The 26,061-nt window shown below is 61.7% G+C and carries 22 protein-coding genes; 15 read left to right on the top strand and 7 right to left on the bottom strand.

The annotated features are described in order from the left end of the window. The first annotated feature begins 7 nt into the window (after window positions 1–7). The 4 genes from DFO48_RS18540 (at window position 8) to argG (ending at window position 3,162) form a co-directional block, all read left to right on the top strand. Complete coding sequence (locus DFO48_RS18540) at window positions 8–370, top strand: ArsC family reductase (RefSeq protein ID WP_114864401.1); 363 nt, start codon at window positions 8–10, stop codon at window positions 368–370. Between the two features lie 125 nt (window positions 371–495). Further along, complete coding sequence (locus tag DFO48_RS18535) at window positions 496–1,251, top strand: glycine zipper 2TM domain-containing protein (protein ID WP_114864481.1); 756 nt, start codon at window positions 496–498, stop codon at window positions 1,249–1,251. A gap of 149 nt (window positions 1,252–1,400) precedes the next feature. Continuing rightward, window positions 1,401–1,718 (top strand): pyrimidine/purine nucleoside phosphorylase, encoded by a 318-nt coding sequence (locus tag DFO48_RS18530; RefSeq protein ID WP_003057202.1) that lies wholly within the window; start codon window positions 1,401–1,403, stop codon window positions 1,716–1,718. Between the two features lie 106 nt (window positions 1,719–1,824). Continuing rightward, on the top strand, window positions 1,825–3,162 hold the full coding sequence (gene argG, locus DFO48_RS18525; protein WP_003057205.1) for an argininosuccinate synthase: 1,338 nt from the start codon (window positions 1,825–1,827) through the stop codon (window positions 3,160–3,162). Window positions 3,163–3,269: 107 nt separating this feature from the next. Here the strand turns inward: argG and DFO48_RS18520 are convergent, their stop codons facing one another. Then, on the bottom strand, window positions 3,270–3,725 hold the full coding sequence (locus DFO48_RS18520) for a LapA family protein (protein WP_114864400.1): 456 nt from the start codon (window positions 3,723–3,725) through the stop codon (window positions 3,270–3,272). Window positions 3,726–3,866: 141 nt separating this feature from the next. Next, window positions 3,867–5,861 carry an acetate--CoA ligase gene (gene acs / locus DFO48_RS18515; RefSeq protein ID WP_114864399.1) on the bottom strand — a complete coding sequence of 665 codons (1,995 nt, stop codon included), beginning with the start codon at window positions 5,859–5,861 and terminating at the stop codon, window positions 3,867–3,869. Between the two features lie 357 nt (window positions 5,862–6,218). Here acs and DFO48_RS18510 point away from each other — a divergent pair, with 357 nt between their 5' ends. From DFO48_RS18510 to proX (DFO48_RS18485), 6 genes are all read left to right on the top strand, one after another. Continuing rightward, window positions 6,219–6,857 (top strand): YqhA family protein, encoded by a 639-nt coding sequence (locus tag DFO48_RS18510; RefSeq protein ID WP_003078168.1) that lies wholly within the window; start codon window positions 6,219–6,221, stop codon window positions 6,855–6,857. A gap of 719 nt (window positions 6,858–7,576) precedes the next feature. Then, window positions 7,577–8,872 (top strand): glycine betaine/L-proline ABC transporter ATP-binding protein ProV, encoded by a 1,296-nt coding sequence (gene proV, locus DFO48_RS18505; RefSeq protein WP_147282756.1) that lies wholly within the window; start codon window positions 7,577–7,579, stop codon window positions 8,870–8,872. A 15-nt stretch (window positions 8,873–8,887) separates the two neighbouring features. Continuing rightward, window positions 8,888–10,132 carry a glycine betaine/L-proline ABC transporter permease ProW gene (gene proW / locus DFO48_RS18500; protein ID WP_003078175.1) on the top strand — a complete coding sequence of 415 codons (1,245 nt, stop codon included), beginning with the start codon at window positions 8,888–8,890 and terminating at the stop codon, window positions 10,130–10,132. A gap of 20 nt (window positions 10,133–10,152) precedes the next feature. Further along, window positions 10,153–11,208, top strand: a complete 1,056-nt coding sequence (gene proX, locus DFO48_RS18495; RefSeq protein WP_114864398.1) for a glycine betaine/L-proline ABC transporter substrate-binding protein ProX — start codon at window positions 10,153–10,155, stop codon at window positions 11,206–11,208. Between the two features lie 173 nt (window positions 11,209–11,381). After that, window positions 11,382–12,452, top strand: a complete 1,071-nt coding sequence (gene proX, locus DFO48_RS18490) for a glycine betaine/L-proline ABC transporter substrate-binding protein ProX (protein ID WP_114864397.1) — start codon at window positions 11,382–11,384, stop codon at window positions 12,450–12,452. 107 nt (window positions 12,453–12,559) lie between these two features. Then, entirely contained in the window at window positions 12,560–13,606 is a 1,047-nt protein-coding gene (gene proX, locus DFO48_RS18485) for a glycine betaine/L-proline ABC transporter substrate-binding protein ProX (RefSeq protein ID WP_114864396.1), read from the top strand. A gap of 76 nt (window positions 13,607–13,682) precedes the next feature. On the opposite strand, the gene DFO48_RS18480 is transcribed toward proX (DFO48_RS18485), so the two are convergent. Then, window positions 13,683–14,195 (bottom strand): hypothetical protein, encoded by a 513-nt coding sequence (locus tag DFO48_RS18480; RefSeq protein WP_114864395.1) that lies wholly within the window; start codon window positions 14,193–14,195, stop codon window positions 13,683–13,685. A 124-nt stretch (window positions 14,196–14,319) separates the two neighbouring features. Between DFO48_RS18480 and DFO48_RS18475 the strand changes: the two genes are divergently transcribed. Continuing rightward, window positions 14,320–15,018, top strand: a complete 699-nt coding sequence (locus DFO48_RS18475; RefSeq protein WP_003078189.1) for a DUF3334 family protein — start codon at window positions 14,320–14,322, stop codon at window positions 15,016–15,018. Between the two features lie 74 nt (window positions 15,019–15,092). Here DFO48_RS18475 and DFO48_RS18470 read toward each other — a convergent pair whose 3' ends face one another. After that, the gene (locus tag DFO48_RS18470) at window positions 15,093–17,156 is read right to left on the bottom strand and encodes a PQQ-dependent dehydrogenase, methanol/ethanol family (RefSeq protein ID WP_233506450.1); all 2,064 of its coding nucleotides are present in this window, start codon (window positions 17,154–17,156) and stop codon (window positions 15,093–15,095) included. A gap of 307 nt (window positions 17,157–17,463) precedes the next feature. On the opposite strand from DFO48_RS18470, the gene DFO48_RS18465 reads away from it, so the two are divergent. Genes DFO48_RS18465 through DFO48_RS18455 form a run of 3 tightly spaced genes read left to right on the top strand, consistent with a single transcriptional unit; the run spans window position 17,464 to window position 19,827 of the window. Further along, window positions 17,464–17,946, top strand: coding sequence for a MarR family winged helix-turn-helix transcriptional regulator (locus tag DFO48_RS18465; RefSeq protein ID WP_003078193.1), 483 nt, complete (start codon window positions 17,464–17,466; stop codon window positions 17,944–17,946). Between the two features lie 52 nt (window positions 17,947–17,998). Then, window positions 17,999–19,195, top strand: coding sequence for a multidrug effflux MFS transporter (locus tag DFO48_RS18460; RefSeq protein ID WP_114864394.1), 1,197 nt, complete (start codon window positions 17,999–18,001; stop codon window positions 19,193–19,195). A gap of 53 nt (window positions 19,196–19,248) precedes the next feature. Then, window positions 19,249–19,827, top strand: coding sequence for an SMI1/KNR4 family protein (locus DFO48_RS18455; RefSeq protein WP_114864393.1), 579 nt, complete (start codon window positions 19,249–19,251; stop codon window positions 19,825–19,827). Here the strand turns inward: DFO48_RS18455 and DFO48_RS18450 are convergent. The 3 genes from DFO48_RS18450 to fumC form a co-directional block, all read right to left on the bottom strand. Beyond that, a complete protein-coding gene (locus DFO48_RS18450) occupies window positions 19,782–21,449 on the bottom strand; it encodes a SulP family inorganic anion transporter (RefSeq protein WP_114864392.1) in 1,668 nt (555 codons plus the stop codon). The genes DFO48_RS18455 and DFO48_RS18450 overlap by 46 nt on opposite strands. Further along, window positions 21,446–22,090 carry a ParB-like protein gene (locus DFO48_RS18445; RefSeq protein WP_003078201.1) on the bottom strand — a complete coding sequence of 215 codons (645 nt, stop codon included), beginning with the start codon at window positions 22,088–22,090 and terminating at the stop codon, window positions 21,446–21,448. The genes DFO48_RS18450 and DFO48_RS18445 overlap by 4 nt, the downstream gene beginning before the upstream one ends. A 105-nt stretch (window positions 22,091–22,195) precedes the next feature. Then, window positions 22,196–23,587, bottom strand: a complete 1,392-nt coding sequence (gene fumC / locus DFO48_RS18440; protein WP_114864391.1) for a class II fumarate hydratase — start codon at window positions 23,585–23,587, stop codon at window positions 22,196–22,198. A 245-nt stretch (window positions 23,588–23,832) separates the two neighbouring features. Here fumC and DFO48_RS18435 point away from each other — a divergent pair, with 245 nt between their 5' ends. Continuing rightward, window positions 23,833–26,019, top strand: a complete 2,187-nt coding sequence (locus DFO48_RS18435) for a bifunctional diguanylate cyclase/phosphodiesterase (protein ID WP_233506449.1) — start codon at window positions 23,833–23,835, stop codon at window positions 26,017–26,019. The last annotated feature ends 42 nt before the right edge of the window (window positions 26,020–26,061 follow it).

Genomic DNA, 26,061 nt, shown 5'->3' with positions numbered 1-26,061 from the left:
GAACACCATGAGCAAGATCACCACCGTCTACGGCATCCCCAACTGCGACACTGTCAAGAAAGCACGCAGCTGGCTCAGTGAGCAAGGTATTACTTACCAGTTCCACGACTTCAAGAAGCAAGGCGTTCCCGCCGAGCGCCTGCCCCAGTGGATGCAGGCCGTGGGCTGGGAAAAGCTGCTCAACCGCCAGGGCACAACCTGGCGCAAGCTCGATGAAGAAACCAGGAATAGTGCCGTGGATGCGCCCAGTGCTGCCGCCGTAATGCAGGAGCACGCCAGCACCATCAAGCGCCCCGTGGTGGAGTGGGCCGATGGGACAATCACCGTTGGCTTCAAGGCCGATGACTGGAATGCGACGCGAAGCGCCTGAGCAACCGCTCACATTCACACATTGCTTTACCTAGTTTTACGGAGCTGAGCGCTGGTATTTACGCTGATCCCCTAAACTTTTTGGTGATCTGATGCGTTAAAGCTTCAGAGACAGGAGAGATGTTGATGAAAACTCTGGCAGTTTTGACTTTGACCGCCGTGGCCGCCACCGGGGCCTATGCCCAGGAGCGAGGCCGCGTGCTGTCCTCGACCCCCATTACCCAGCAGGTCGCCGTGCCGCAGCAGGTCTGCAGCGACCAGCCGGTGGCGGTCGCTCCTCGCCCCACCGGTGCAGGTGCCGTGGTCGGAGCCATTGCCGGCGGCTTGATCGGCAATGCCATCGGCGGCGGCGGCGGCCGTGCAGCGGCCACAGCCGCCGGTGTGGTCGGCGGTGCCATGCTGGGCAATCAGGCAGAAGCCTCGGGCCCCGTGCAGTACCAGAACATGCGCCAGTGCAGCACGCAGACCGTCTACCAGAACCGCACCGTGGGCTACAACGTGACCTACGAGTACAACGGTCGCAGCTACACCACGCAGACCGCCAGCCCGCCCGGCCAATGGATTGCACTGAATGTGCAGCCCGTGGCCAACGACCCGGTCTACAGCAACGACGGGTACTACAGCACCCAGACGGCTCCTCAGGGCGCCTACAGCACCAGCTACCCGCAGAATTACGACAGCGGCTACTACGCCCCTCAGCCCGTGGCGCCCACTTATTCAGTAGGCTCGACCTATTCGGCCTCTGACTATGTGGCACCGCTGCTGATCGGCGCCGCCATCGGTGCAGGCGCCTACTACGCCACCCGTCCCAGCCACTACTACCGACCCGGCTACCGTCCGGGTTGGCACGGCGGACATGGCGGCCACGGCTGGCGCCGCTGATCCGAGTCGATCCGGCCTTGCGAGCCGCTCAGGAGCCCCGTCACGGGGCTCTTGTTTTTCCTGCCTTTGCCGGGCATTCGCGCAGGTGCAAATCCCGTGGCCTAAAATCAATGCTTTTGATCTTCGACCACGCACAGCGTATCTCCTCCATGACCACCGAAACCATCGCAGGCGTCAGCCTCACCACCAAGGCCAATGTTTACTTTGACGGCAAGTGCGTCAGCCACAGCTTCACGCTGGCCGACGGCACCAAGAAGTCGGTGGGCGTGGTGCTGCCTGCAACGCTGACCTTTGGCACCGCAGCTGCAGAAATCATGGAATGCGTGGGCGGCTCCTGCGAATACAAGCTCGACGGCAGCGACGAGTGGAAGAAGTCCTCGGCCGGCGAGAGCTTCCAGATCCCCGCGAACTCCAAGTTCGACATCCGCGTGACCGAGGCTTACCACTACATCTGCCACTACGCCTGATCCGCGCCTGGCCCGGCTTTGGGCCAGACCCGAGAATTTCAAGCCTTTTCAGCCCCAATCGCTTACCCATCAAGCGCTTGCAGCTATCACTTTGAAGAGAAATCTCATGGAAACCATTCTGCAACATGTTCCCGTCGGCCAGAAGGTCGGCATCGCCTTCTCCGGCGGCCTGGACACCTCTGCCGCTCTGCGCTGGATGAAGAACAAGGGTGCCCTGCCCTACGCCTACACGGCCAACCTGGGCCAACCCGACGAAGCCGATTACGACGAAATTCCCCGCAAGGCGATGGAATATGGCGCAGAAAAGGCTCGTCTGATCGACTGCCGCCCCCAGCTGGCCAATGAGGGCATTGCCGCCATCCAGTCCGGCGCCTTCCACATTTCCACCGGCGGTATCACCTACTTCAACACCACGCCCCTGGGCCGTGCAGTGACCGGCACCATGCTGGTGGCCGCCATGAAGGAAGACGACGTCAACATCTGGGGCGACGGCTCGACCTTCAAGGGCAACGACATCGAGCGCTTCTACCGCTACGGTCTGCTCACCAACCCCGCACTGAAGATCTACAAGCCCTGGCTGGACAGCAACTTCATCGACGAACTGGGCGGCCGTGCCGAAATGTCGGCCTTCATGACCAAGGAAGGTTTCGGCTACAAGATGTCGGCCGAGAAGGCCTACTCCACCGACTCCAACATGCTGGGCGCCACCCACGAAGCCAAGGATCTGGAGTTCCTGAACTCCGGCATCCGCATCGTGAACCCCATCATGGGCGTGGCTTTCTGGAAGCCCGAAGTTGAAGTCAAGGCAGAAGAAGTCTCCATCACCTTCGAAGAAGGCCGCCCCGTGGCCATCAACGGCAAGGAATACACCGATGCCGTGGAAGTCTTCCTGGAGCTGAACCGCATCGGCGGTCGCCACGGCCTGGGCATGAGCGACCAGATCGAAAACCGCATCATTGAAGCCAAGAGCCGCGGCATCTACGAAGCCCCCGGCATGGCCCTGCTGCACATTGCCTACGAGCGCCTGGTGACCGGCATCCACAACGAAGACACCATTGAGCAGTACCGCATCAACGGCCTGCGCCTGGGCCGTCTGCTGTACCAGGGCCGCTGGTTCGACCCTCAGGCCATCATGCTGCGCGAATCCTCGCAGCGCTGGGTGGCCCGTGCCGTGACCGGCACCGTGACGCTGGAACTGCGCCGCGGCAACGACTACTCCATCCTGAACACCGAGTCGCCCAACCTGACCTACGCCCCCGAGCGTCTGTCCATGGAAAAGGTCGAAGACGCGCCTTTCAGCCCCATCGACCGCATCGGCCAGCTGACCATGCGCAACCTGGATCTGATCGACACCCGCGCCAAACTGGCCATCTACTCGCAAGCCGGCCTGCTGAGCGTGAGCAGCGCCAACGCTCTGCCACAGCTGGGCAACGACAAGAAGTAATTCGGTCCGCGCCCACGAAAAAGCCGCTGCAGTGCAGCGGCTTTTTTCATGCCGAACATGCCTTAATCACCTGTGGAAAAAGGCTTACAGCTATCAATACTGCAGCATCAGCGATTGATCTGATGCACTTGCTGCTCCAGCTGCCCCACATAGGCGGCCGTGCTGTTGTCCGACTCCTGGGCGCGCTGCACCAGATGCACTTCCAGCACGTCGAGCCGGGCCATCACCTCTTCCTTGTCCCTGGCATGCAAGGCTTCGAGCACGCTGCGCAGCTCGGTGAAACGCGAAGCCTCGGCCTTGTCGGCCAGATCGCGCTGGGCCTGCATCTCCTTGGCGTGGCGGCGTGCCTCCAGCAGCACCGAGCCCTGCATCCACAGCACATAGGCGATGAAGAACACGCTCAGCAAAATCGTCAGCGCCAGCATGAGCACGCCCAACGGCGCCTGGATTTCGGTCAGGCCCAGCGAAACCGTTGCAGGCGTGGACAGCGCCGTCCAGTTGAAGGCGGCCAACACGGCAATCAGGGCCACGATGATGGCAATGCAGATGGTGCGAAAGTTCATGCTCTTCTCCTTGTACTCCGAGATGCCTTGTTTTAACCCAAGATCGCATCGGCTTGCGTCAGCAAGCGCCAGAAATGACAAAGCCGCTGTTACCAGCGGCCCTGTCGTCTTCATGCGTTCAGATCAGCGGCATTTGCCGGCTCAATTGGTCTCCGACAATTGCTCGAGGATCGCGGGATTCTCCAGAGTGCTGGTGTCCTGGGTAATCGCTTCCCCCTTGGCCAGCGAACGCAGCAGGCGGCGCATGATCTTGCCGCTGCGGGTCTTGGGCAGGTTGTCGCCGAAGCGGATGTCCTTGGGCTTGGCAATGGGGCCGATCTCCTTGGCCACCCAGTTGCGCAGCTCAGTCGCGATCTGCCTGGCCTCTTCGCCCGTGGGCTTGCCGCGCTTGAGCACCACAAAGGCGCAGATGGCTTCCCCGGTCAGGTCATCGGGACGGCCGACCACGGCGGCTTCGGCCACCAGATCGGTCTTGGCCACCAGGGCCGACTCGATTTCCATGGTGCCCATGCGGTGGCCCGAGACATTGAGCACATCGTCGATACGGCCCGTGATACGGAAGTAGCCACGGTCTTCGCTGCGCACGGCGCCGTCGCCGGCCAGGTAGTAGCCCTTGAGTTCATCGGGGAAGTAGCTCTTCTTGAAGCGCTCGGGGTCACCCCAGATGGTGCGAATCATCGACGGCCAGGGCTTTTTCACCACCAGGATGCCGCCTGCTCCATTGGGGATCTCATTGCCGGCCTCATCGACGATGGCCGCCGTGATGCCAGGCAGAGGCAGAGTGCAGGAGCCGGGCACCAGAGGCGTGGCACCGGGCAGCGGCGTAATCATGTGGCCGCCGTTCTCGGTCTGCCAGAAAGTGTCCACGATGGGGCAGCGCTCGCCGCCCACATGCTTGTGATACCACATCCAGGCTTCGGGATTGATGGGCTCGCCCACCGAGCCCAGCAGACGCAGGCTGGACAGATTCCAGTTCTTCGGGTGCACGCTGGGGTCGGAGTCTGCCGCCTTGATCAGCGAGCGGATGGCTGTGGGCGCCGTGTAGAAGATGCTGCACTGGTGGCGCTCTATCATCTGCCAGAAGCGGCCCGCATTGGGGAAGGTCGGCACGCCTTCGAAGACGATCTGCGTAGCACCGGCAGCCAGCGGGCCATAGGCCACATAGCTGTGGCCGGTGATCCAGCCGATGTCGGCCGTGCACCAGAAGACATCGCTGTCTCTGGCATCGAAAGTCCACTCAAAGGTCTGCTTGGCCCACAGCACATAGCCGCCGGTGGCGTGCTGCACGCCCTTGGGCTTGCCGGTGGAGCCGCTGGTGTAGAGGATGAAGAGCGGATGCTCGGCGTTGACGGGCACGGCTTCGCACTCGGCGGACTGACCGGCCAGCGCATCGGTGAAGCTGATGTCGCGGCCCGCGACCATATTGCAGGCGCTGGCCGTGCGCTCGTAGACCAGCACGCTCTTGACGGCTTCGCAGCCGCCCAGCGCAAGCGCATCGTCGACGATGGCCTTGAGCGGCAACTCCTTGCCGCCACGCATCTGGTAGTTGGAAGTGACGACCAGGCTGGCGCCCACGTCCACGATACGCTCCTGCACGGCCTTGGCCGAGAAGCCGCCGAACACCACGGAATGCGTGGCACCGATACGTGCGCAGGCCTGCATGGCCACCACACCCTCGATGGTCATGGGCATGTAGATCAGCACGCGATCGCCCTTTTGCACGCCGCGTGCCTTCAGCGCATTGGCGAACTGGCTCACGCGGGCAAGCAACTCTTTGTAAGTGACCTTGGTGACTTCGCCGCCGTCGGCTTCAAAGATGATGGCCGTCTTGTTCTCCACGGGCGTACCCATGTGCTTGTCCAGACAGTTGGCGCTGGCGTTGAGTTCGCCGTCGGCAAACCATTTGTAGAACGGCGGGTTGCTCTGGTCCAGCACCTGGGTGAAGGGCTTGGTCCACTGCACGTTCTCACGGGCCAGACGTGCCCAATAGCCTTCATAGTCGCGTTCGGCTTCATCGCACAAGGCTTGGTACTGCGCCATGCCCGAGATGCGGGCCTTGGCGGCGAAATCCGCAGGGGGCGGGAACACACGGTTTTCCACCAGTACGGATTCGATGGTTGATGTCGCAGCGCTCATCGTTTTGTCTCCTGATGCATAAGCAATGAAATAATTGTGGGTGTACTGTCAAGGCTCGGTCTTACACCCCACTGACTGAAATTGATAAGCGGCTTTTGCGCGCCGTCAAGCCCGTCATTCGCTCCCATTTTTGCAGCAGAAAGCGCCTGCTTGGTGTTGATTTGCTTGCACTTTTCTCAAAACACCCCGGAACAAACCCTTAGAATCGCGCACCTGCTGCTGCAGAGGCCGGGGCCCACGTTGCGGCCTGCTCTCGAAGGCGCAGGCAGTCCGGGACGCGGCCCCAGCAAAACCAGTCTTACAAGGTGGCGGCATCCCGTTGCCCCCATCGCATCCAGTCCGCCCCAAACACACATCATGAGCCGCATCCCTTCCGACGAAGCAGGCAACTCCACCCACCACACGCCGCATGGCGGCTACCAGCCCTCCGGCGCATTGCGCCCCCTGCCCTCGCTGATCTTTGCCAGCCGCTGGCTGCAGCTGCCGCTGTACCTGGGTCTGATTGCCGCCCAGGGTGTCTATGTCTGGCACTTTCTGGTGGAACTCTGGCATCTGGTGGAGGCGGTCTTCGGCAATCAGGAAGCCCTGCATGCCCTGATCACCAATATTGGCTACAAAAGCGATGTCCAGATCACCCATCTGAACGAAACCATCATCATGCTGGTGGTACTGGCCCTGATCGATGTGGTCATGATCTCCAACCTGCTGATCATGGTCATCGTGGGTGGCTACGAAACCTTTGTCAGCCGCATGGGCCTGGAATCCCACCCCGACCAGCCCGAGTGGCTGAGTCATGTGAATGCCTCGGTGCTCAAGGTCAAGCTGGCGCTGTCCATCATCGGCATCAGCTCCATCCACCTGCTCAAGAGCTTTATCAACGCCGGCAGCTATGAAGTGCAGGTGCTGATGTGGCAGACCATCATCCACGTGGTCTTCCTGCTCAGCGCCCTGGCCATTGCGCTGACGGACAAGCTCACCCAAAGCGCTCACCACTGAAGCCGCCCTCCTCCCCCCAAAAAGCCCCGCATGGTCGTCCATGAAGGGGCTTTTTTCATGCCTGCACAGAACGCAAGGCTCGTCAAAAGCTGACAACCGTCAAAAAAATTCCGTCAATTCGACACAAGTCCTTATCTATCAAGGACTTGCATCAGCAATTTTTACGTATGCGAATGTTTCAGGAGCGCCATTTCCGGCGGATGCGGGCGGCAAAGCTTACAGCTCGATTTGACGCATAAAACTCAATTCGATATATTAAAAAGTCATTTACAACCTGCCGTGCAGGTCGTCACTGCATTGTTGAGATGCGGTTGACTCACTTCCCGGCGGATCGTTGTGTCAATTCACGAGCGCTTGCCGCTCTTTGGCGCAGCCCCGTCAACCGGGCCGAAACACGGCCCTGATGTAGGGGGCTCTCCCCGGCCGATGTGCCGGGGTTGGCCTGACAAGAAGCCGTGCAGATGCGTGCCAGTCGGTACCTGATCTGCCAGCCAGCTGCTTCTTCCAATTTGCCAGCTCTTGCGCACACCTGGCTGTGCCATCCGGGCTGAAAACTCGGCGCCATCGCTGCGCCATCTGCATTGCGCAGTCCCGCCCACAAGGCCGGGCTGGGCTGCGGCATCAGGGCTTTTATTTTGGCTTGTGCGCCAGCGCCCACCGGCATTACCGGTCGTGGGCGCTGGACTGTGTTCCATCCCATCAAAAAGGAGAACGCCACAGTGGCCAAGCAAATCGCTATCGATCATGTCTTCAAGGTCTTCGGCAACGATCCGAAAACCGCTCTCAGCCTGGTGAAACAGGGCCTGAGCAAGCAGGAGATCCTCGCCCAGACCGGGCAATCCATCGGCGTGTTCGACGCCGACTTCACCATCGAAGCCGGTGAAATTTTCGTGGTCATGGGCCTGTCAGGCTCGGGCAAGTCCACCCTGGTGCGAATGCTCAATCGCCTGATCGAGCCCACCAGCGGCCGCATCCTGGTCGACGGCCAGGACATCAATGCGCTCAAAGACAAGGAACTGCGCGCACTGCGCCGCAAGGACATCTCCATGGTGTTCCAGTCCTTTGCCCTCATGCCCCACCTCACGGTGCTGGACAACACGGCCTTTGGCCTGGAGTTGGCCGGCGTGGACCGCGCCACGCGCCAGCAGCAAGCGCAAGATGCCCTGGAGCAGGTGGGCCTGGGCGCCTGGGGCGCCAGCTACCCCGACGAGCTCTCCGGCGGCATGCAGCAGCGCGTGGGTCTGGCCCGCGCACTGGCGTCCGACCCCTCCATCCTGCTGATGGACGAGGCCTTCTCGGCGCTGGACCCCATCATCCGCACCGAAATGCAGTCCGAGCTTCTGCGCCTGCAGGAGATCAAGCGCCGCACCATCGTCTTCATCTCTCACGATCTGGACGAAGCCATGCGCATTGGCGACCGCATCGCCATCATGAAGGACGGCATGGTGCAGCAGGTGGGCACGCCCGATGAGATTCTGCGCAACCCGGCCAACGACTATGTGCGCACCTTCATTCAGGGCGTGGATGCGGCAGCCGTGTTCAAGGCCTCCGACATCGCCCGCCAGGCGCTGACCGTGATTTCAGAGCACAGCGACCGCGGCTGCCGCGCCGCGCTTCGCCTGCTGGAGGACTCCGACCGCGATTACGCCTATGTGCTCAATGCACGCAAACGCTTTCTGGGCGTGGTCTCGTCGCAGTCGCTTCGCGATGCGCTGCACGGCCACGAGGGAATGCTGGGCCTCAAGCACGCCTTCATATCCGATGTGCAGCCTATCGCCAGCAGCACGCCGGTGGCCGAGCTGTTCGGCACCGTGGCCACTCCGGCTTACCCGCTGCCTGTAGTAGATGAAGAGGGCAAATACCTGGGCGTTATCAGTCGCACCACCATGCTCAAGTTCCTGGATCGCGCCACCCCACCGGTGCCACCACCTCAGAAGGAAATTCCGCCCATCAAGCTGGATCAGCACTTCCAGCCCAAGCCCAATACGCAAGCTGCCCAGCACGCAGCGCATTAAAAGAAGGGAGCCGATTTGAACGATAACGCACTGAACAATCCCAACACAGAAACCACTAGCGCGGCTTTTGACGACCCGTGGGCTGCAGCTTCTGCGCCCGCCACCGAGCCGGCCAGCGCCAATGTCACTAGCTCGGCGGCAGATGCCGATCCCTGGGCTGCCTCCTATGCCGATGCGAATGCCGGCTCAAGTACCGATGCCTGGAGCAGCGGAGATGCTGCCAGCCAGGCCAGCAGCACCGATTGGCTCAGCGCCCCCTCGCCCACCGATGTGCCCGAGCATGACGGCGGCATAGGCCAGCTCTGGCACCAGATCACCACCGAAGGCCTGCCTGTGCAGGACTCGATCAACAACGGCCTGACCTGGGTGGTCGATCATTTCCGCCCCTTCTTCCAGGCTGTTCGCACCCCCATCGACGCCACGCTCAACGGCGTGACCGATGTGCTGCAGACCATCCCCATGCCCGCGCTGGTGCTGCTGATTGCTCTGCTGGCCTGGCAGTTTGCTGGCCGCAAGCTGGCCATTGGCTCGGCAGTTTCGCTGCTGATTGTGGCCCTGCTGGGCATCTGGTCCGAAGCCATGGTCACGCTGGCCCTGGTGCTGACCTCGCTGTTCTTCTGCATCGTGATCGGCCTGCCCGTGGGCATCTTGCTGGCCAGCAGCGACCGGGCCCAGCGCTGGACGCGCCCCCTGCTGGACGCCATGCAGACCACACCGGCCTTCGTCTATCTGGTGCCGGTGGTCATGCTGTTCGGTATCGGCAACGTGCCCGGAGTGATCGTAACGATTGTGTTTGCGCTGCCGCCGCTGATCCGACTGACCAATCTGGGCATTCGCCAGGTGCGCCCCGACCTGATCGAGGCCAGCCGTGCCTACGGTGCATCGCCTGCCCAGTTGCTGTGGAAGGTGCAGCTGCCGCTGGCCATGCCCTCCATCATGGCCGGTATCAACCAGGCGCTGATGCTGTCGCTGTCCATGGTGGTGATCGCCTCCATGATCGCCGTCGGCGGTCTGGGTCAGATGGTGCTGCGCGGCATCGGCCGTCTGGACATGGGTCTGGCCACCGTCGGCGGCCTGGGCATCGTGCTGCTGGCCATCGTGCTGGACCGCATCACCCAGGCCATGGGCGAGCCCAAGCGCGGCAGTGCCCGCTGGTGGGCCACGGGCCCAGCTGGCCTGGTCATGCGCCTGCTCGACAACAAGCGCTCTGCGCCGGCCCCCAAGCCCGGCAGCGAGGCCGCCAAGCCCGCGACGATCTGAATCAAGAACAAGGAGAACGCATGAATACAGTCAACCACACTGCCAGCATCCGCCATGGTCTGGGCCACTGGCTGCTTGCCAGCACGGCCGCAGCCTCCATGGCCTTGTCCATGGTCAGCACAGGCGCCTTTGCCGCCGACGAGCTGCCGGGCAAGGGCATCAAGGTCCAGCCGCTCAAGAGCTCGATTGCCGAGGAAAGTTTCCAGACCCAGCTCGTCATGAAGGCCCTGGAAAAGCTGGGCTACGAGGTCCAGCCCATGAAGGAAGTGGAATATCCCACGGCCCATATTGCCCTGGCCAACGGCGACGCCACCTTCATGGCCAATCACTGGAACCCGCTGCACGCCGACTACTACAGGAATGCAGGCGGCGACGCCAAGCTCTACCGCAAGGGTGTGTTCTCGGCGAATGCCGCTCAGGGCTATCTGATCGACAAGAAGACGGCCGATGCGCACAAGATCACGAATCTGGGCCAGCTCAAGGACCCCGAAATTGCCAAGCTGTTCGACACCGACGGTGACGGCAAGGCCGACCTGACGGGCTGCACGCCCGGCTGGGGCTGCGAGGCCATGATCGAGCACCAGCTTGGCGCCTACAAGCTGCGCGACACGGTCACCCACAAGCAGGGCACCTATTCGGCGCTGATGGCCGACACCATCACGCGCTACAAGGCCGGCAAGCCCATCCTCTACTACACCTGGACGCCCTACTGGGTGAGCAATGTGCTCAAGCCCGGCAGGGATGTGGTGTGGCTGGAGGTTCCGTTCTCCGCGCTGCCCGGCGAGCAGTCCGGCACGGACACCAAGCTGGCTAATGGCAAGAACTACGGCTTCATTGCCAACAACCAGCAAATCGTGGCCAACAAGGCCTGGGCCGAGCAGAACCCTGCAGCAGCCAAGCTGTTTGAAGTCATCAAGCTGCCCGTGGGCGACATCAACGCCCAGAACTACATGATGAGCCAGGGCCAGAACAAGGCCTCCGACATCGAGCGTCACACCGACGGCTGGATCAAGGCCCATCAGAAGACTTTCGACGGCTGGATCAGCCAGGCACTGGCCGCTGCCAAGAAGTCCTGATCACAATCCCCGAATCACGGCGACCGCTTGCGCGGCCGCCGTTTTTTATCGCCGGGCCGCCCCAAGATAAAACGCCCCTCCTGGAGGGGCAGCGAACCGCACGCAGTGGGGTGCGTGGGGTGTCATTTTCAATCGGGCCGCAAGCCCACCCCAACCAAGGAGAGACAAGAACAATGAGCAAGTCTGTACAGACCCCGGCCCCAAGCCAACACACCAGGCGCCAGCTGCTGCTGGGCACGGCCGGCGCTGCGGCGCTGGGCCTGGGTCAGTCACCGAGCTGGGCGGCCGGACAGAATGCGCCTGGTGATGCGCTTCCGGGCAAGGGCATTACGGTGTTGCCCGTCAAGAGCGCTCTGGCCGAGGAGAACTTCCAGACGCTGCTGGTGATGAAGGCGCTGCAGCAGCTGGGCTACACGGTCAAGCCCTGGGAAGAGCTGGACTACCCGTTGATCCATGTGGCCGTGGCCAATGGCGACGCCAGCTTCATGGCCAACCACTGGAACCCCCACCATGCCGAGTTCTATCAGCAGGCCGGCGGCGACGCCAAGCTCTCGCGCAAGGGCGTGTATGCAGCCGGCGCCGCACAGGGCTACATGATCGACAAGAAGACGGCTGACAAACACCAAATCACCCATCTCGACCAGCTCAAGGATCCCGCACTGGCGGCCCTGTTCGATATCGACGGCGACGGCAAGGCCAATCTGATCGGCCCCAACGCCGGCTGGGGTGGCGAGGCCGTGGTAGCCCACCAGATCAAGGCTTTCGGTCTGGAAAACACCGTCAGCTACACCCAGGGCAACTATCCGGCACTGATTGCCGACACGCTGGCGCGCTTCAAGGCCGGCAAGCCTGTGCTGTATTACGCGTGGACGCCCTACTGGCTCAGCAATGTGCTGCGCCCGGGCCAGGAAGTGGTGTGGCTGCAGGTGTCGCGCTCTTCCATGCCCGGGGTGCAGGCCGGCACCGACACCAAGCTGCCCAATGGCCGCAACTACGGGTTTCCGCTCAACAACGAGTACATCGTGGCCAACAAGCTCTGGGTCGAACAGAACCCGGCCGCCGGCAAGCTGTTCGAGATCATGCAGATTCCCATCAACGACATCAGCCGCCAGAACCAGTTGCTGCGCGAAGGGGAAAGCAAGCCCGCCGATATCCAGCGCCATGTGGACGCGTGGATCAAGGCTCACCAGAAGACTTTTGATGCCTGGATTGCCCAGGCCAAGGCCGCAGCCCTGAAATCCTGATTCACCAACGGCGCACCGGACCTGATCCGGGCGCCGTTTCCTTCATCAACCCTTTCGCTTTTTTCATGCCGATTTCGGGGTAGGCACCCAGCATCCAAGGAGTATTCATGCACAGCAATAAGCCCGCACATTCGCCTTTCCCAACCCTGCAGCTCCAATACCGCTGTCTCGCTGCCATCGCCTTGCTGAGCTTTGGCGCCGCTGCCGCACAAGCGCAGACGAGCGCTGGCGAGCTGCCCGGCAAAGGCGTCTCGGTGCAGCCGCTCAAGGGCACGGTGGATGAGGAAATGTTCCAGACCCTGCTGGTTTCGCGCGCTCTGGAGAAGCTGGGCTACCGGGTTCAACCCGTCAAGAGTCTCGAAAACGGCACCCAGCATGTGGCCGTGGCCCAGGGCGACGCCACCTTTACCGCCACTCACTGGATGCCGCTGCACCGTGCCTTCTATGAGAACAATGGCGCAGACAAGGCTTTCTATCGAGCCGGTACCTATTCACGCAATGCGGTGCAGGGCTATCTGATCGACAAGGCCACGGCCGAGAAGTACGGCATCACCAGCATCACGCAACTCAAGGACCCCAAGCTGGCAGCGCTGTTCGACACCGATGGCGACGGCAAGGCCGATCTGACGGGCTGCAACCCTGGCTGGGGCTGCGAGCTGGCCATCAACAAACATCTCAAGGGACTGGATCTGGAGTCCAGCATCACCCACAGGCAAGGCAACTACCAGGCCTTGATTGCCGACACCATCACCCGCTACAAAAACGGCAAGCCCATTCTGTATTACGTCTGGACCCCGTTCTGGGTGAACACCGTGCTGCGCCCGGGCAAGGAGGTCAGCTGGCTGGAGGTACCCAATATCCCCGGTGCCCAGGGCGAAGACCAGACCCAGCTGCCCAATGGCAAGAACTACGGCTTCAAGCTCAATCAGCAATACATCCTGGCCAACAAGGCCTGGGCCGAGAAAAATCCGGCAGCAGCCAAGCTGTTTGCCGTGATGCAGCTGCCCATAGAGGACATCAACGCCCAGAACATGCGCATGCGCCAGGGCGAGAGCAGCGAGGCCGATGTCGGCCGCCATGTGGATGGCTGGATCAAGGCCCATCAGCAAACTTTTGACGGCTGGCTGGAGCAGGCGCGCGCTGCTGCCAAATAAGTATCAAAAACGGCTCCAGCGCATGAAGAGAAAGCGCTGGCAGCTATCAAAAATGCTTTGAACAGCGGGCCACTGCCTACCAGTTGGCCTTGGCATTGCGGCAGGCCGCCTGGCTGGACAGGGCGACAAAGCGCTCCACCCGCAGCGCCAGCATCTTGCGCCCCTGCCGGGCCAGCACCGGATCGGCCACGGCTCGCTCCACCACCTGGCCCTGCACCTCGGCCAGCATGGCGATGGTGGCGCTGCTGCGCGTGTTCAGATAGGCCTGCTCCAGCAGCACGCTGTCGCCCTCGGGCAGCACGCTGATGACCTGGCCGGTTTCGCATTCCTGAAAGCGCGCTGTCTCGCCATCCAGGCTGTACAGTCCCTGCCAGCGCCCTCTTTCCTGGCTGGGCTTGAGGCCCTCGGATACCGGCCTGGCCTGCTTGACGGCTGCCTGGGTCTGGGCCTGCTTCTTGCCCGTGAGACCGGTCCAGGTCTTGTCCCAGGTCTGGGAAACCTTGTCCGTCATGCCGGACAAGCTCGAACAGGCGGTCAAACCCGTCACCACAATGACACTGGCCGCCAGGCGCCACAGCTTGCTCTGCATGAATACCTCTGATTTTGCAAAAGCAGGCACGTTAACAGACAGCGGCAGCCTGCAATTGCTGCAGATATCTCGATGCAACAAAGTGTTGCATACATAATCAGCCATCTCTTGAACCAATGCAGCCATGAGCCAACCCAACGCCCCCATCGTCCACGGCACCGAAGATGTGCTGATTGCCCTGTGCAACTCCGTCTCGCGCGTGCTGCAGGTGGCCACCCAGTGCCCAATCCAATACTCGGGCATGGTGCAACGCATCACAAAGACCAGTCTCAAACCCGATATCGGCTGCTTCGTGCTGATCGATGGCGGCTTTTCGGCACTCATCATCATCAATTTCTCGGCCGATGCGGCCATGGAGCTCTACCGCAGCTATCTGCTGTCCATGGGCATGGCCGAGAGTGATCTGGCCAATTCCTATACCTCGGACGATGTGAGCAACGTCATGGGCGAGCTGATGAACCAGGTCGTTGGCGACTTCACCAGCAAGGTGCAGCGCGAGTTGCAGACCCATATCGCGCAAAGCCAGCCCAAGATGATTCGCCTGAACAAGCAGGTCAATCTGAGCGTGGATGCCAACCTCGATGCCCCGGAAGCGCGCCGCGTGACCTTCTACACGGGCAACAACAACATCTTCTATCTGGAGATGGCGGTGGATCACATGGAATTCATCAAGATCAAGGACTTCGAGGCCCAGGAGAAGCCCGACCCCGATCTGGTCATGGCCCAGACCCGTGAAGCCCAGACCGGCCAAGCGCCTGCCGCTATCCATACTGCTGCAGCCTCCAACGATACCGAGGACTTGCTCAAGTCGCTGGGGCTGTAAGCTGTCAATCCTTGCATGCCAAAGGCGACCCCAGAGGTCGCCTTTTTACGCAATGGGTCTTCCGACAAGTGCGCTTACCGGCCTTTTTCTGCCTGCGGGCCCGGCCTTACCGCATCTGCCATTGCGAGAATGAAGGCGCGCAGCTTTTGCACATCGTCTTCGCTGAGCTTGCCCGCAAAATCGGGCATGCCGCGCGAGGTGGCCGGGCCGTTGATGATGAAGCTGCCGAGATTGTCAACCATGGCTGCGGGCAGATAGGTCAGGCTGGGCAGGGCTCCGCCCTTGCTGACGCCCGGGTAGCCGTGACAGGCAATGCAGTTGCTGTTGTAGAGTGCGGCACCGGCCGGCACCAGCTGCGGGTCGTACTTGAGCCCACCAATCAAGGCATTCATCTGGTAGGCCACACGCTCCGGCATGGGAGCCTTGCCTCCCAACGCAAAGGTATAGACCGTGCCGGGGCTCCTGAAGTCGGCCACGCGGTCACCCAGGCCGAAAGCACCACCCCAGCCCACGGCAATCGAGACATATTGCCTGCCATCGAGTTCATAGCTCACCGGTGCCGCAATCACGCCGCTGCCCATGGGTGCATCCCAGAGCTTTTTGCCACTTCTGGCGTGATAGGCCACCAGCCGTGCATCGGCCGTGCCCTGAAAGACCAGGTCACCGGCTGTCACCAGCGTGCCGCCATTCCAGGGCGAGACATGTTTTTGATGCCAGGCCTCTTTTTGCCGCACCGGGTCCCAGGCGATCAATCTGCCAAAGGGCAGGCTGCGGGGCTCCAGCATCACGCGTCCTGTGTTCCAGCCGGTATTGCTCATGAGCTGGCCCGGCGTATTGCTGTTGAAGCCGGCCCAGTCCGGATCGTCGGCCATCGCCGTGGGAATATGCTGGGCTGGAATATAGGCCAGCCCCGTCTGCGGGCTATAGGCCATGGAGTGCCAGTTGTGCGCTCCCAGCGGGCCGGGGATGATCTCGGCCTTGCCCGCGACGCGCACGGCTTCCTCCATGATGGGGCGGCCCTTGGCGTCATAGCCTCTGGCCCAGTTCACGGGTACGAAGTTCCTTGCGGAGATGAATTTGCCGTTCTGGCGATCGATCACAAAAAAGTAGCCATTCTTGGGCGCATGCAGCAGCACCTTGCGCAGCTTGCCGTCAATCCTGATGTCTGCCTGCACGATATCCTGGGCGGAAGTGAAATCCCAGTTATCGCCCGGTGTTTCCTGGTAATGCCATTTGTAGGCACCCGTGTCCGGATCCAGCGCCACGATTGAGCCCAGATAGAGGTTGTCTCCCCCGGCAGGACTTCGCTTGCGGTGCGCCCAGGGTGAGCCATTGCCCACGCCGATATACATCTGATCGAGTTCGGGATCGAACACCAGCGAGTTCCAGACCGTTCCGCCACCGCCGCTCTCCCAATACCTGCCTGCCGGGTCCCAGGTTTTGGCTGCCTCCTCCAGCGCCTTGCTCTCATAAGCCTGAGCTGGATCGCCTGGCACTGTATAAAAGCGCCAAACCTGCTTGCCGGTCTCGGCGTCATAGGCCGTCACATAACCGCGAGCACCATATTCGGCGCCGCCATTGCCGATATAGACCTTGCCCTTGAATACGCGCGGGGCGCCCGTGATGGTGTATGAGAAATTCTTGTTGTCTATGGTGTCCGTGGACCAGACCTGCCGGCCCGTGGCAGCGTCCAGCGCAATCAGCCGCCCGTCGAAGGCAGCCACAAACACTTTGCCCTTGTAGACGGCCACACCGCGGTTGACCACATCGCAGCAGCCCTTGTAGGCCATCTCGCGGGGCACCTGTGGGTCGTAGGTCCACAGCGCCTTGCCCGTGCGCGCATCCACCGCATGTACCACGCTCCAGGGAGCGGAGACATACATCACGCCATTCACCACGATAGGGGTGGCTTCCACGCCACGCGACGAGTCGAGCTTGTACGACCAGACCAGGCCCAACTGGTCCACATTGCCACCGTGGATCTGCTTGAGCGGGCTGAAGCGATTTTCCTGATAGTTCAGCCCATGGCTGGGCCAGTCCCTGCCAGTCCTGGCATTGGCTTCGATATGAGCGTCATCCACATGCTCCGCAGCCAGTGCCGGTATGGACAGCCAGCCCAGCAATCCTGCAACGGCCATGGTCACCAAACGCCGGTTTGCCCTGTGGTGGGATCGAATACACGCAGGGCTTTGCATAGAGTCTTCTCCTGTGGTGAGTTGTCGTTTTGCTGCATCTGTCCCGTCAGCAATCAGGAAATTCTTGAGCAAGCAGGAGCTGTTCACATCACAGGCAAATCCGCACTCCATTTGGACGATGCACTGCACATTCGACAAAGTGCCATGTCTGACGACTGTGAGGCCACCTCATCTTTGCCTAAAACCCTGTTAACAAGATAAATACTGTTTGCGCAATAATTTGAATGCCAACCATTTAAATGCATTCGCAATGTCCAGCACCGCCTCACTGTCCAGCCGTCAGCGTCAGCTCATGTTCGTCATGGCGCAGGTCAACAAGCAATGGCGCCGCACGCTGGACAAGGTCCTGGCACCCTTGGGTCTGACGCAGGCGCTGTGGCTGCCCCTGGTCCACCTGGAGCGCAGTGCGGGTGCCATGCGGCAAAAGGACCTTGCTCTGGCGCTGGCACTGGACAGCTCTTCCATCGTGCGCCTGATCGACGGCCTTCAGGCCCAAGGCTGGGTGGAACGCATCGACGATGCAGATCGGCGCGTCAAGCGCATACAGCTCACGGCGGCCGGGCTACTTCAGGTCGAGACCGTCAAGACAATCGTGGCGGATGTCCGCAGCGAAGTCATGCAGGAGCTTCCCCCCGATCTGCTGGATTCCACACTGGATGCACTGGAAACCATGCTGCAAAAGATGGCTGCTCTGGAAGCGAGCGCCAGCGCGGGCTCCCAGCCCGAGAGCTGAACTAGCGCCACACGCAACAGAACCCTCACAGCCAGTTTCGGATTTCACTTGTATGCAAAGTCCTGTCACCCCTGTACGCAAAGCGCCGCTCTGGCTGCTGGTCATGGTCACCATTGCTGGCACCATGGCCATGCATATGTTCATCCCGGCTCTGCCCGATGCAGCTCGCCACTTCGGCGCCAGCAGCGCACAGATGCAGCAAACCATCACCGTCTACATCCTCGGCCTGGCACTGGGCCAGCTGATCTACGGCCCCATGTCGGATGCACTGGGCCGCCGGCCCCTGCTGCTCGTCGGCCTGTGTCTCTACACCATCGCCAGCCTTGCTGCCTTTCTGGCTCCCAGCGCGAATATGCTGATTGGCGCGCGCCTGATCCAGGCTCTGGGCGGCTGCGCAGGCCTGGCCCTGGGACGCGCCATTGCCCGCGACACTGCGACACCTGAAACCGCCGTGGGCAGCCTGGCCTTGCTCAATCTCATGATGATGATCGGCCCGGGCATCGCCCCCTCCATAGGCTCAGGGCTGGATGCCCTGTTCGGCTGGCGCATCATTTTTGCGGTGCTGGCGCTCATGGGGGCGTTAACGGCCATCGGAGTCTGGCGCCTGCTTCCAGAGACCGGTCACCCCACCGGCAAGCTCAACTGGAGCACCGTGCGCAATGACTATCGAACCTTGCTGGGTTCACCCCAGTTTCTGGGCTTCGCCATAGGCGGTGGTAGCGCCACCACATCCATGTACGCCTTTATTGCTGCAGCGCCGTTCATCTTCATCGAGCAGTTGCACACCAGCAAGGCGCAGCTTGGCATCTACCTGGGGGTGCTGATGGCCGGCATGGCAGCAGGCAATGCGCTGGCACGCCAGCTCATCAAACGCTGGCCACTGGAGCGGCTGATACTGGGCGGTAATATGCTGAGCCTGGGCTGCGCGGCAGCACTGGTAGTCCTGACACTGCTGCAGCAGATCAACGTGCCTGCTGTAGTGACATTGATGCTGCTGTTTACCTTGGGCTCAGGCATGACCAGCCCCGCCGCACTCTCCAAGGCTCTGGGCGTACACAGCGATTTGACGGGATCGGCCGCCGGAGTCTATGGCTTCACGCAAATGGCCGTGGGCGGTCTGTGCACCTTTGGCGCCAGCCTGGGCGGCAGCCCGGCGCTATCGGCTTTTACAGTGCTGCTGATTGCCTGCATCGTGGGTCAGCTGGGCTTTCGCAGCGCGCTCAAGATGAAACCGGCCTCTAGCGCCTGATGGAAAATCGTATACAGCTATATATTCAGTAGCAAACAGATTCAAGGAGCACCATGTCATCCATCGCCCAAAGCTGGCAGCGCATCAGCGCCTGGTATGCCCAGAACACACCCAAAGACACTCTGGTCCTGGCCGATGGCGCCAGCGAGACAGAAATTGCCGAGCTGGAAGCCGCCCTGGGTCAGCGTCTGCCGGACGATGTGCGTGAATCACTGGCCCTGCACAACGGCGCGGCCAATGAGGCCTATCTGCTGTACTTTGGCGAGCTGCTGTCCACACAGCGCATGCTGGAGGTCTGGCAGATGTATGCGGACATGCAAAAGAGCGAAGGGTGGGGGCTTGGCCCGGACTACAACCCTGACTATCTGCAAGGCCCCCTGCGCCCCGTGTACTGGGATCCACTGCGTATTCCCCTGACCGACAACTGCGGCGATGGTGCCATGCTGGACCTTGCGCCAGCGGCTGGTGGCCATGCGGGCCAGATCATCGAGTTTGATCACGAGGCAGGCCCCAAGGGCGTGTTTGCACCCAGCTTCTCGGCCTGGCTGGCGCTGCTGGCCGACGAGCTGGAGCAAGGCAAGCATGTCTATATCGAAGACGCAGGCTGCGTGGCACCGCCGGGCACCTGGTGAAAATGGGCGGTCAAGGTCTGCACGGCATCGTCCACGCTCCAGGCTGAATAGCAGTCGGGGTTGAGCCCCGGCATCTGCACGCGCTGCAGCAGCTCGCGCAGACTGTCCTTGACGCGGGCCAGCCGCAGCAGCACCCCGGCTTGCTGCAGCTGACGTGCCAGCTCGCCCAGTGCCTCAATGCCGGTGCTGTCCAGATCAGGGCTTTCTTCCAGACTCAGCACCACGGCATGCACATCTGCAGCTTGCGCCACGCGCGCGCGGATATCGCTCATCACGGCCTCGGCATTGCCAAAGAACAGGCTTTCCTCGGGCCGCAAAATCAGCAGACTTGGCACAGGTTGCGCTTCTGGGTGGCGCTGGCGGTCCACAAAATCATGGCTGCCCACCAGCCGCCCCAGCTCGCTGACATGGGACTGGGCCATGCGCTTGAGCAGCATCACAATGCTGACCACCATAGCCAGCAGCAGGCCATCAAGCACACCCAGCGCAATCACGGCAGCAAAAGCTGTGAGCGCCACGGCGCGATCACGCTGCCAGATGAAATAAGGCTGCAGCGTGCGCCAGTTGAGCGAATGCGCCACCGCATGAATGACGATGGCGGCCAGCAAGGGCTCAGGGATTCGCTCCATCCAGGGCAGCAACTGCCACACCAGCACCGCCACCACGGCGCAGGCAATCAGGCCTGCAGCCTTGGTCTGCGCGCCAGCCACCTCATTGGCCGAGCTGGCCGAAAACCCCGCACCCACAGGCAGGCCCTGAAACAGGGCCGAGGCCATATTGGCGCCGCCCAGCGCCAGCAGATCGCGGTTGCTGTTCACCCCGTCGCCATGGCGCAGCGCCAGCGAGCGGATGGAGCTGTATGACTCGGCATACAGAATCAAGGCCAGCGCCACAGCCAGCTGCCCCACGCGCAGCCAATCGGCCCAGTCAAGCTCAGGCAGGGCCAGATGCGCAGCACCCAGTTGCAGCGAACCCACAGGCGCTATGCCCCAGCTCCTGCAAAAGCCCAGTGCATCCAGCGCAATGCCCGCCGCAATCACCAGCAAAGCACCAGGCACGACCTTCCACCGCGCCAGAAGGCGCAGCGCCAGCAAGGCCACAACCAGCATGGTCAGGCCATACCAGTTCCAGTGCGGAAGCAGCGCGATAAAGTCCCTGCTGAAATGCAGAAAGTCGCTGTGCGCGGGATGCACGCCCACAGCCAATGGCAGTTGCTTGACCACAATGGTCAGCGCCAGACCAATGGCAAAGCCGCGCAGCACGGGCTTGGCAATGAATTGCGAGATGCCGCCCAGCCGCAGCAGGCCCGCCAGCACAAACATCACCCCAGCCACCAGCACCATGGCCACACCCATGAGCGCGCGATGATCGGCCGAGACATGCAGCACCGAGCCCGTGGCCGCCAGCAGCACAGCCGCTGAGGATGAGGTCGACGACACAATCGCAAAGCGGCTGGTACCGAGCAGCCCATAGACCAGCAAGCCCGCAAACAGCGCAATCACCCCTGCCTGGGGCGGCGCACCGGCAATGCCGGAATAGGCCACGGCCTCGGGCAGCAGAAGCCCCGCGATAGACAGGCCCGCAATCCAGTCCGCGCCGGCAGGCATCCAGCGCGCAGTCATAAAGGCTTGTGCAGATTGCTGGTCACACCTGACCAGCCGGGCAAAAACTGCGCCTTGGGGTTGCGCGCCAGTGCCACAGCCTCGGTCACCAGCGATTCAGGCAGGCCTTGCCCACCGCTGCTGCGCAGATCGCTTTTGCGAAACAGCGGGCGAAAGAAATCGGCCCAGAGAAATTCGACATAGGGTGCGGCCTCTTTGGCATAACCACCGGCCTTGCGCACCTCTCCGGCCAGGCTGCGATAGGGGTCGTCCTTGAGTCGCTCTAGCTGCTTGGGAATAGCCGAGAACTCGCAGCGCTCGCCCTTGTCGTTGTACGGATGGGCCCACTGGTGAAACTCCATGAGCCGCCAGAACATACCCATCTCCATGGCGCTGAAGTCCGCCAGATGCATGACCCAGACCGATGTCACCTGCTCCTGCCACAACGCTTGCCCCAGATGATGGTGGTCGACGATGTAGTACAGCCCCTTGGGGCCTTTGACCGCCGGAAACCAGTGGCTGAGCAGCAGTTTGCCCCGCGTCTTGGGTTTGAGCCTGGCCCACTCGGCGCGTTTGAGCGCCACCTCCGCCGCGCCCACCGTCATCTGCGTAGGGCGCAGATCGGAAAGCGAAACCTGCTCCAGGTGCTGCTGCGCGCGCATGCTGACTCCCTTGATTGAGATCAGCCATTGTGGGCAGACGCATGGCAAAAGAAAAGAGCCCGACTTGCGGGCTCTTTTTCAACAACAGTCAGCGCTCACCGATCTTCAGAGATTACCCACCATATTCGCAGGCACCACCCACTGGTCAAACTGCTCGCCCGTCACATGGCCGCTGGCAATGGCGGCTTCGCGCAGGCTCGTACCCTCTTTGTGCGCCTTCTTGGCGATATAGGCAGCCTTGTCGTAGCCGATATGTGTGTTGAGCGCCGTCACCAGCATCAGCGAACGGCCCACCAGCTCTTCGATGCGCGCGCGGTTAGGCTCAATGCCCACGGCGCAGTGATCGTTGAAACTGACCATTCCGTCGGCCAGCAGGCGCACGCTTTGCAGGAAGTTATGCGCCACCATGGGGCGGAACACATTGAGTTCGAAATTGCCCGAGGCTCCGCCGAAATTGATGGCCACATCGTTACCGAACACCTGGGCACACAGCATGGTCACGGCTTCGGACTGCGTGGGATTGACCTTGCCCGGCATGATGGACGAACCCGGCTCGTTCTCCGGGATAGAGATTTCGCCCAGGCCGCTGCGCGGCCCGGAGGCCAGCCAGCGCACGTCGTTGGCGATTTTCATCAAGCTTGCGGCCAGTGTCTTGAGAGCGCCATGTGCATAGACCAGGCCGTCGCAGCTCGCCAGAGACTCAAACTTGTTGGGCGAGGTGACAAACGGGGAGCCCGTCAGTCTGGCCAGTTCCGCCGCCACGCCTTCGGCGTAGCCCTTGGGGGCATTCAGCCCTGTACCCACGGCCGTCCCCCCCAGGGCCAGCTCATACAGATGCGGCAATGCGGCACGCACATGGGCTTCGCCATGGGCCAGCTGAGCCACCCAGCCGGATATCTCCTGACCCAGCGTCAGCGGCGTGGCATCCTGCAAATGCGTGCGACCGATCTTGACGATATCGGCAAAGGCTTCGCTCTTGGCCAGCAACGTGACACGCAGCTTGGCGATGGCAGGCAGCAGCTTGTGTTCGATGGACGTCACTGCCGCCACATGCATCGCCGTGGGATAGACATCGTTGCTGGACTGGCTTTTGTTCACATCGTCATTCGGGTGCACCAGGCGCGCCTCGCCGCGCTCGCCGCCCATCAGCTCGCTCGCGCGGTTGGCCAGCACCTCGTTGACGTTCATATTGGTCTGCGTGCCGGAGCCGGTCTGCCAGACCACCAGGGGGAACTCATCGGGGTGCTTGCCCGCAAGCACCTCATCGGCGGCCGAATTGATGGCTCTGGCTTTTCTCTCGTCCAGCAGACCCAGCGTATGGTTGACGCTGGCGGAGGCCTTTTTGACCTGCGCCAGCGCAGCAATGATTTCACGCGGTTGCTGCTCGCCGCTGATGTCGAAATTCTGCAGCGAGCGCTGCGTCTGCGCGCCCCAGAGCTTGTCGGCGGGTACATCAATCAAGCCAAAAGTGTCTTTTTCCTGGCGGGTGACTGTCATGGAATCGCTCCTTGCAATACAACTCGGCGCAGCTGGCTGAAGAAATCTGGCTGCCGTTGGCCGCAAACGGAAGTCGACCCACCGCCAGGCAGGCCACTTCCACAACCAGTCCATGCTAGCTCAGCCCGGCAGGCTGCAAGCACAATCGAGGCAACACCCCTGCGCCGGCAAGGCCAGAAATACATAGTTACATTAAATCAATGTCGGACAGAGAATCCGACCGGCCTTGCTGGCCCGCCACATCAATGTTCACTGATCTTTCCACCCCCATCGCCACCACCGTCATGACATCAAGTTACAGCACGATGATGGTGTGTGTCTCCATCGTCATCGCGGTATTTGCCTCTTTTGTGACGCTGGGTCTGGCCCGTCGCATGCGCATGGCCTCGGGCAGAATCGGACGCATCTGGTGGGCCATCGGCGCCATGGTGATGGGCACAGGGGTCTGGGCCATGCACTTCATCGGCATGCAGGCGTTTGAGCTGCCCATCACACTGGGCTACGGCGGTGCTCTGACGCTGGCCTCCTGGGTCGCGGCAGTAGCGGCATCGGCATTGGCCTTTGGTGTGGCAACCAGGGTCGAATACCGCTGGCCCCATTTTCTGGGCGCCTCGCTTCTCATGGGCGGCGGTATCTGCGCCATGCACTACCTGGGCATGCTCGCCATCGAAATGTCCATCCCGATTGCCTGGGACTGGCCGCTGGTGGCGGCCTCCGCCCTGATCGCAGTACTGGCCTCGGCCACGGCGCTGAATCTGTTTCGCGCGCTGTTTTCGCTCTCCGGCAAGCGGCTGTTGCTGTTCCAGACATTGGCGGCACTGGTCATGGGCTTTGCCATCTGCGGCATGCACTACACCGGGATGTCGGCTGCCAGCTTTGCCAGCGGCTCGGTCTGCCTGAGTGCGGAAGCCCTGAGCGGCCCCGAGCTCACCACCATCATCATCATCACCACGGTCATGCTGCTGATTGCGGCGATGTTCAGCACCTTGCTCGATGCGCGCCTGCAAAGCACTGCCTTCAAGCTCAATCAATCGCTGCAGGAAACCAATGCCAAGCTGCAGCTGGCCAATACTGAGTTGCGCCAGCGCGCTTTTGCCGACCCGCTGACCAATCTGCCCAACCGCCTGCTGTTTGAAGATCGTCTCATCCACGCCCTGCTGCGCCTGGAGCGCGCCAACCGTTCACGAATCAAGGAGCGGCTGGGAATCTTGTTTGTGGATCTGGACGGATTCAAACCCATCAATGACTCCTTTGGCCACGCCGCAGGTGATCAGATCCTCATCAGCGCCGCCGAGCGGCTGATGGCGGAAGCCCGCAGCAGCGATACCGTGGCCCGCGTGGGCGGGGATGAATTCCTGGTCCTGCTGGAAGACACCCAGGACGTGGCCGCCTGCATGGCGGTAGCCAACCGAATTCTCAAGGCGCTTAGTCAGCCCTTTCGCCTAGGCAACAAGGAGCTGCAGATCACCTGCTCCATCGGCATCGTGGCCTTTCCCGACCATGGTGACCGCGACCACCTGATCGCCAACGCCGATGCCGCCATGTACGCAGCCAAACGCAATGGCGGCAACGGTTTTGCAGTGTTCGAGCCGCACATGGGCAGCGATGCATCGGAGCAGCTGGAACTTCAAAACGATCTGCGCCACGCCATTCAGCGCGGTCAGATGGAGCTGCATTACCAGCCCAAGATCGACAGCGAGCGCGGCAACATCATCGGGGTAGAGGCACTGCTGCGCTGGGCTCATCCCGAACGCGGCATGATTGCCCCGGACATCTTCATCCCCCTGGCCGAGCGCTTCGGCATCATCAACAGCCTGGGCAACTGGGTGATCGAAGAAGCCTGCCACCAGCTGGCCCTGTGGCGCAATATGGGACTGCAGATGCGGGTGGCGATCAATCTGTCCGTACACCAGCTGCGCGAAAGCGGCCTTGCAGATCGCATCACCCAGACGCTGGCGCGCCACGATGTACAGGCCAGCCAGCTACTGTGCGAGATCACCGAATCCGTGGCCATGGAAGACACCCAGGCCACGCAGCGCGCCATCGAGGAATTGCGCGACATCGGCATCTTTCTCTCGATCGATGACTTCGGCACCGGCTACTCCAGCCTCAACTATCTGCGTCAGTTGCCCGCGCAGCAACTGAAGATCGACCGCAGCTTCATCCGCGACCTGGAAACCGAGGAAGATGCCCGCGCCGTGGTCCATGCCGTCGTGCGCCTGGCCCATGCCCTGGGGCTGCGCGTGGTGGCCGAAGGTGTGGAGACCGCGGGCCAGCGGGATATTCTGATCGACATGCAATGCGATGAGCTTCAGGGCTACTTCTACGCGCGCCCCATGCCGGCGGACAGCCTTCTGGCCTGGGCAAGAGACGATCGCCGAGGCGGTCAGGCCGATTTCTCGGCCTCCATCCTCGGCGCACTGACAGGCTGAACGCCGCACAGCACCCACCAGTCATATATAAGACTGGTGGGT

The organism is Comamonas sp. AG1104, assembly GCF_003350425.1.
Classification (GTDB): domain Bacteria; phylum Pseudomonadota; class Gammaproteobacteria; order Burkholderiales; family Burkholderiaceae_C; genus Comamonas; species Comamonas testosteroni.
Note: the sequence above shows the minus strand (reverse complement) of the source record. Positions and strands in the feature narration are given on the sequence as shown.

What these genes read in the sequence shown, in the direction of transcription:
- proX (WP_114864397.1), top strand. Translation starts at nt 11,382, where the DNA reads ATGAGCAAGTCTGTACAGACCCCGGCCCCAAGCCAACACACCAGGCGC.
- DFO48_RS18540 (WP_114864401.1), top strand. Translation starts at nt 8, where the DNA reads ATGAGCAAGATCACCACCGTCTACGGCATCCCCAACTGCGACACTGTC.
- DFO48_RS18475 (WP_003078189.1), top strand. Translation starts at nt 14,320, where the DNA reads ATGAGCCAACCCAACGCCCCCATCGTCCACGGCACCGAAGATGTGCTG.
- DFO48_RS18450 (WP_114864392.1), bottom strand. Translation starts at nt 21,449, where the DNA reads ATGACTGCGCGCTGGATGCCTGCCGGCGCGGACTGGATTGCGGGCCTG.
- DFO48_RS18480 (WP_114864395.1), bottom strand. Translation starts at nt 14,195, where the DNA reads ATGCAGAGCAAGCTGTGGCGCCTGGCGGCCAGTGTCATTGTGGTGACG.
- DFO48_RS18510 (WP_003078168.1), top strand. Translation starts at nt 6,219, where the DNA reads ATGAGCCGCATCCCTTCCGACGAAGCAGGCAACTCCACCCACCACACG.
- DFO48_RS18520 (WP_114864400.1), bottom strand. Translation starts at nt 3,725, where the DNA reads ATGAACTTTCGCACCATCTGCATTGCCATCATCGTGGCCCTGATTGCC.
- DFO48_RS18445 (WP_003078201.1), bottom strand. Translation starts at nt 22,090, where the DNA reads ATGCGCGCGCAGCAGCACCTGGAGCAGGTTTCGCTTTCCGATCTGCGC.
- fumC (WP_114864391.1), bottom strand. Translation starts at nt 23,587, where the DNA reads ATGACAGTCACCCGCCAGGAAAAAGACACTTTTGGCTTGATTGATGTA.
- argG (WP_003057205.1), top strand. Translation starts at nt 1,825, where the DNA reads ATGGAAACCATTCTGCAACATGTTCCCGTCGGCCAGAAGGTCGGCATC.
- DFO48_RS18530 (WP_003057202.1), top strand. Translation starts at nt 1,401, where the DNA reads ATGACCACCGAAACCATCGCAGGCGTCAGCCTCACCACCAAGGCCAAT.
- DFO48_RS18535 (WP_114864481.1), top strand. Translation starts at nt 496, where the DNA reads ATGAAAACTCTGGCAGTTTTGACTTTGACCGCCGTGGCCGCCACCGGG.
- DFO48_RS18460 (WP_114864394.1), top strand. Translation starts at nt 17,999, where the DNA reads ATGCAAAGTCCTGTCACCCCTGTACGCAAAGCGCCGCTCTGGCTGCTG.
- DFO48_RS18455 (WP_114864393.1), top strand. Translation starts at nt 19,249, where the DNA reads ATGTCATCCATCGCCCAAAGCTGGCAGCGCATCAGCGCCTGGTATGCC.
- DFO48_RS18435 (WP_233506449.1), top strand. Translation starts at nt 23,833, where the DNA reads ATGTTCACTGATCTTTCCACCCCCATCGCCACCACCGTCATGACATCA.
- acs (WP_114864399.1), bottom strand. Translation starts at nt 5,861, where the DNA reads ATGAGCGCTGCGACATCAACCATCGAATCCGTACTGGTGGAAAACCGT.
- proX (WP_114864398.1), top strand. Translation starts at nt 10,153, where the DNA reads ATGAATACAGTCAACCACACTGCCAGCATCCGCCATGGTCTGGGCCAC.
- DFO48_RS18465 (WP_003078193.1), top strand. Translation starts at nt 17,464, where the DNA reads ATGTCCAGCACCGCCTCACTGTCCAGCCGTCAGCGTCAGCTCATGTTC.
- DFO48_RS18470 (WP_233506450.1), bottom strand. Translation starts at nt 17,156, where the DNA reads ATGGCCGTTGCAGGATTGCTGGGCTGGCTGTCCATACCGGCACTGGCT.
- proX (WP_114864396.1), top strand. Translation starts at nt 12,560, where the DNA reads ATGCACAGCAATAAGCCCGCACATTCGCCTTTCCCAACCCTGCAGCTC.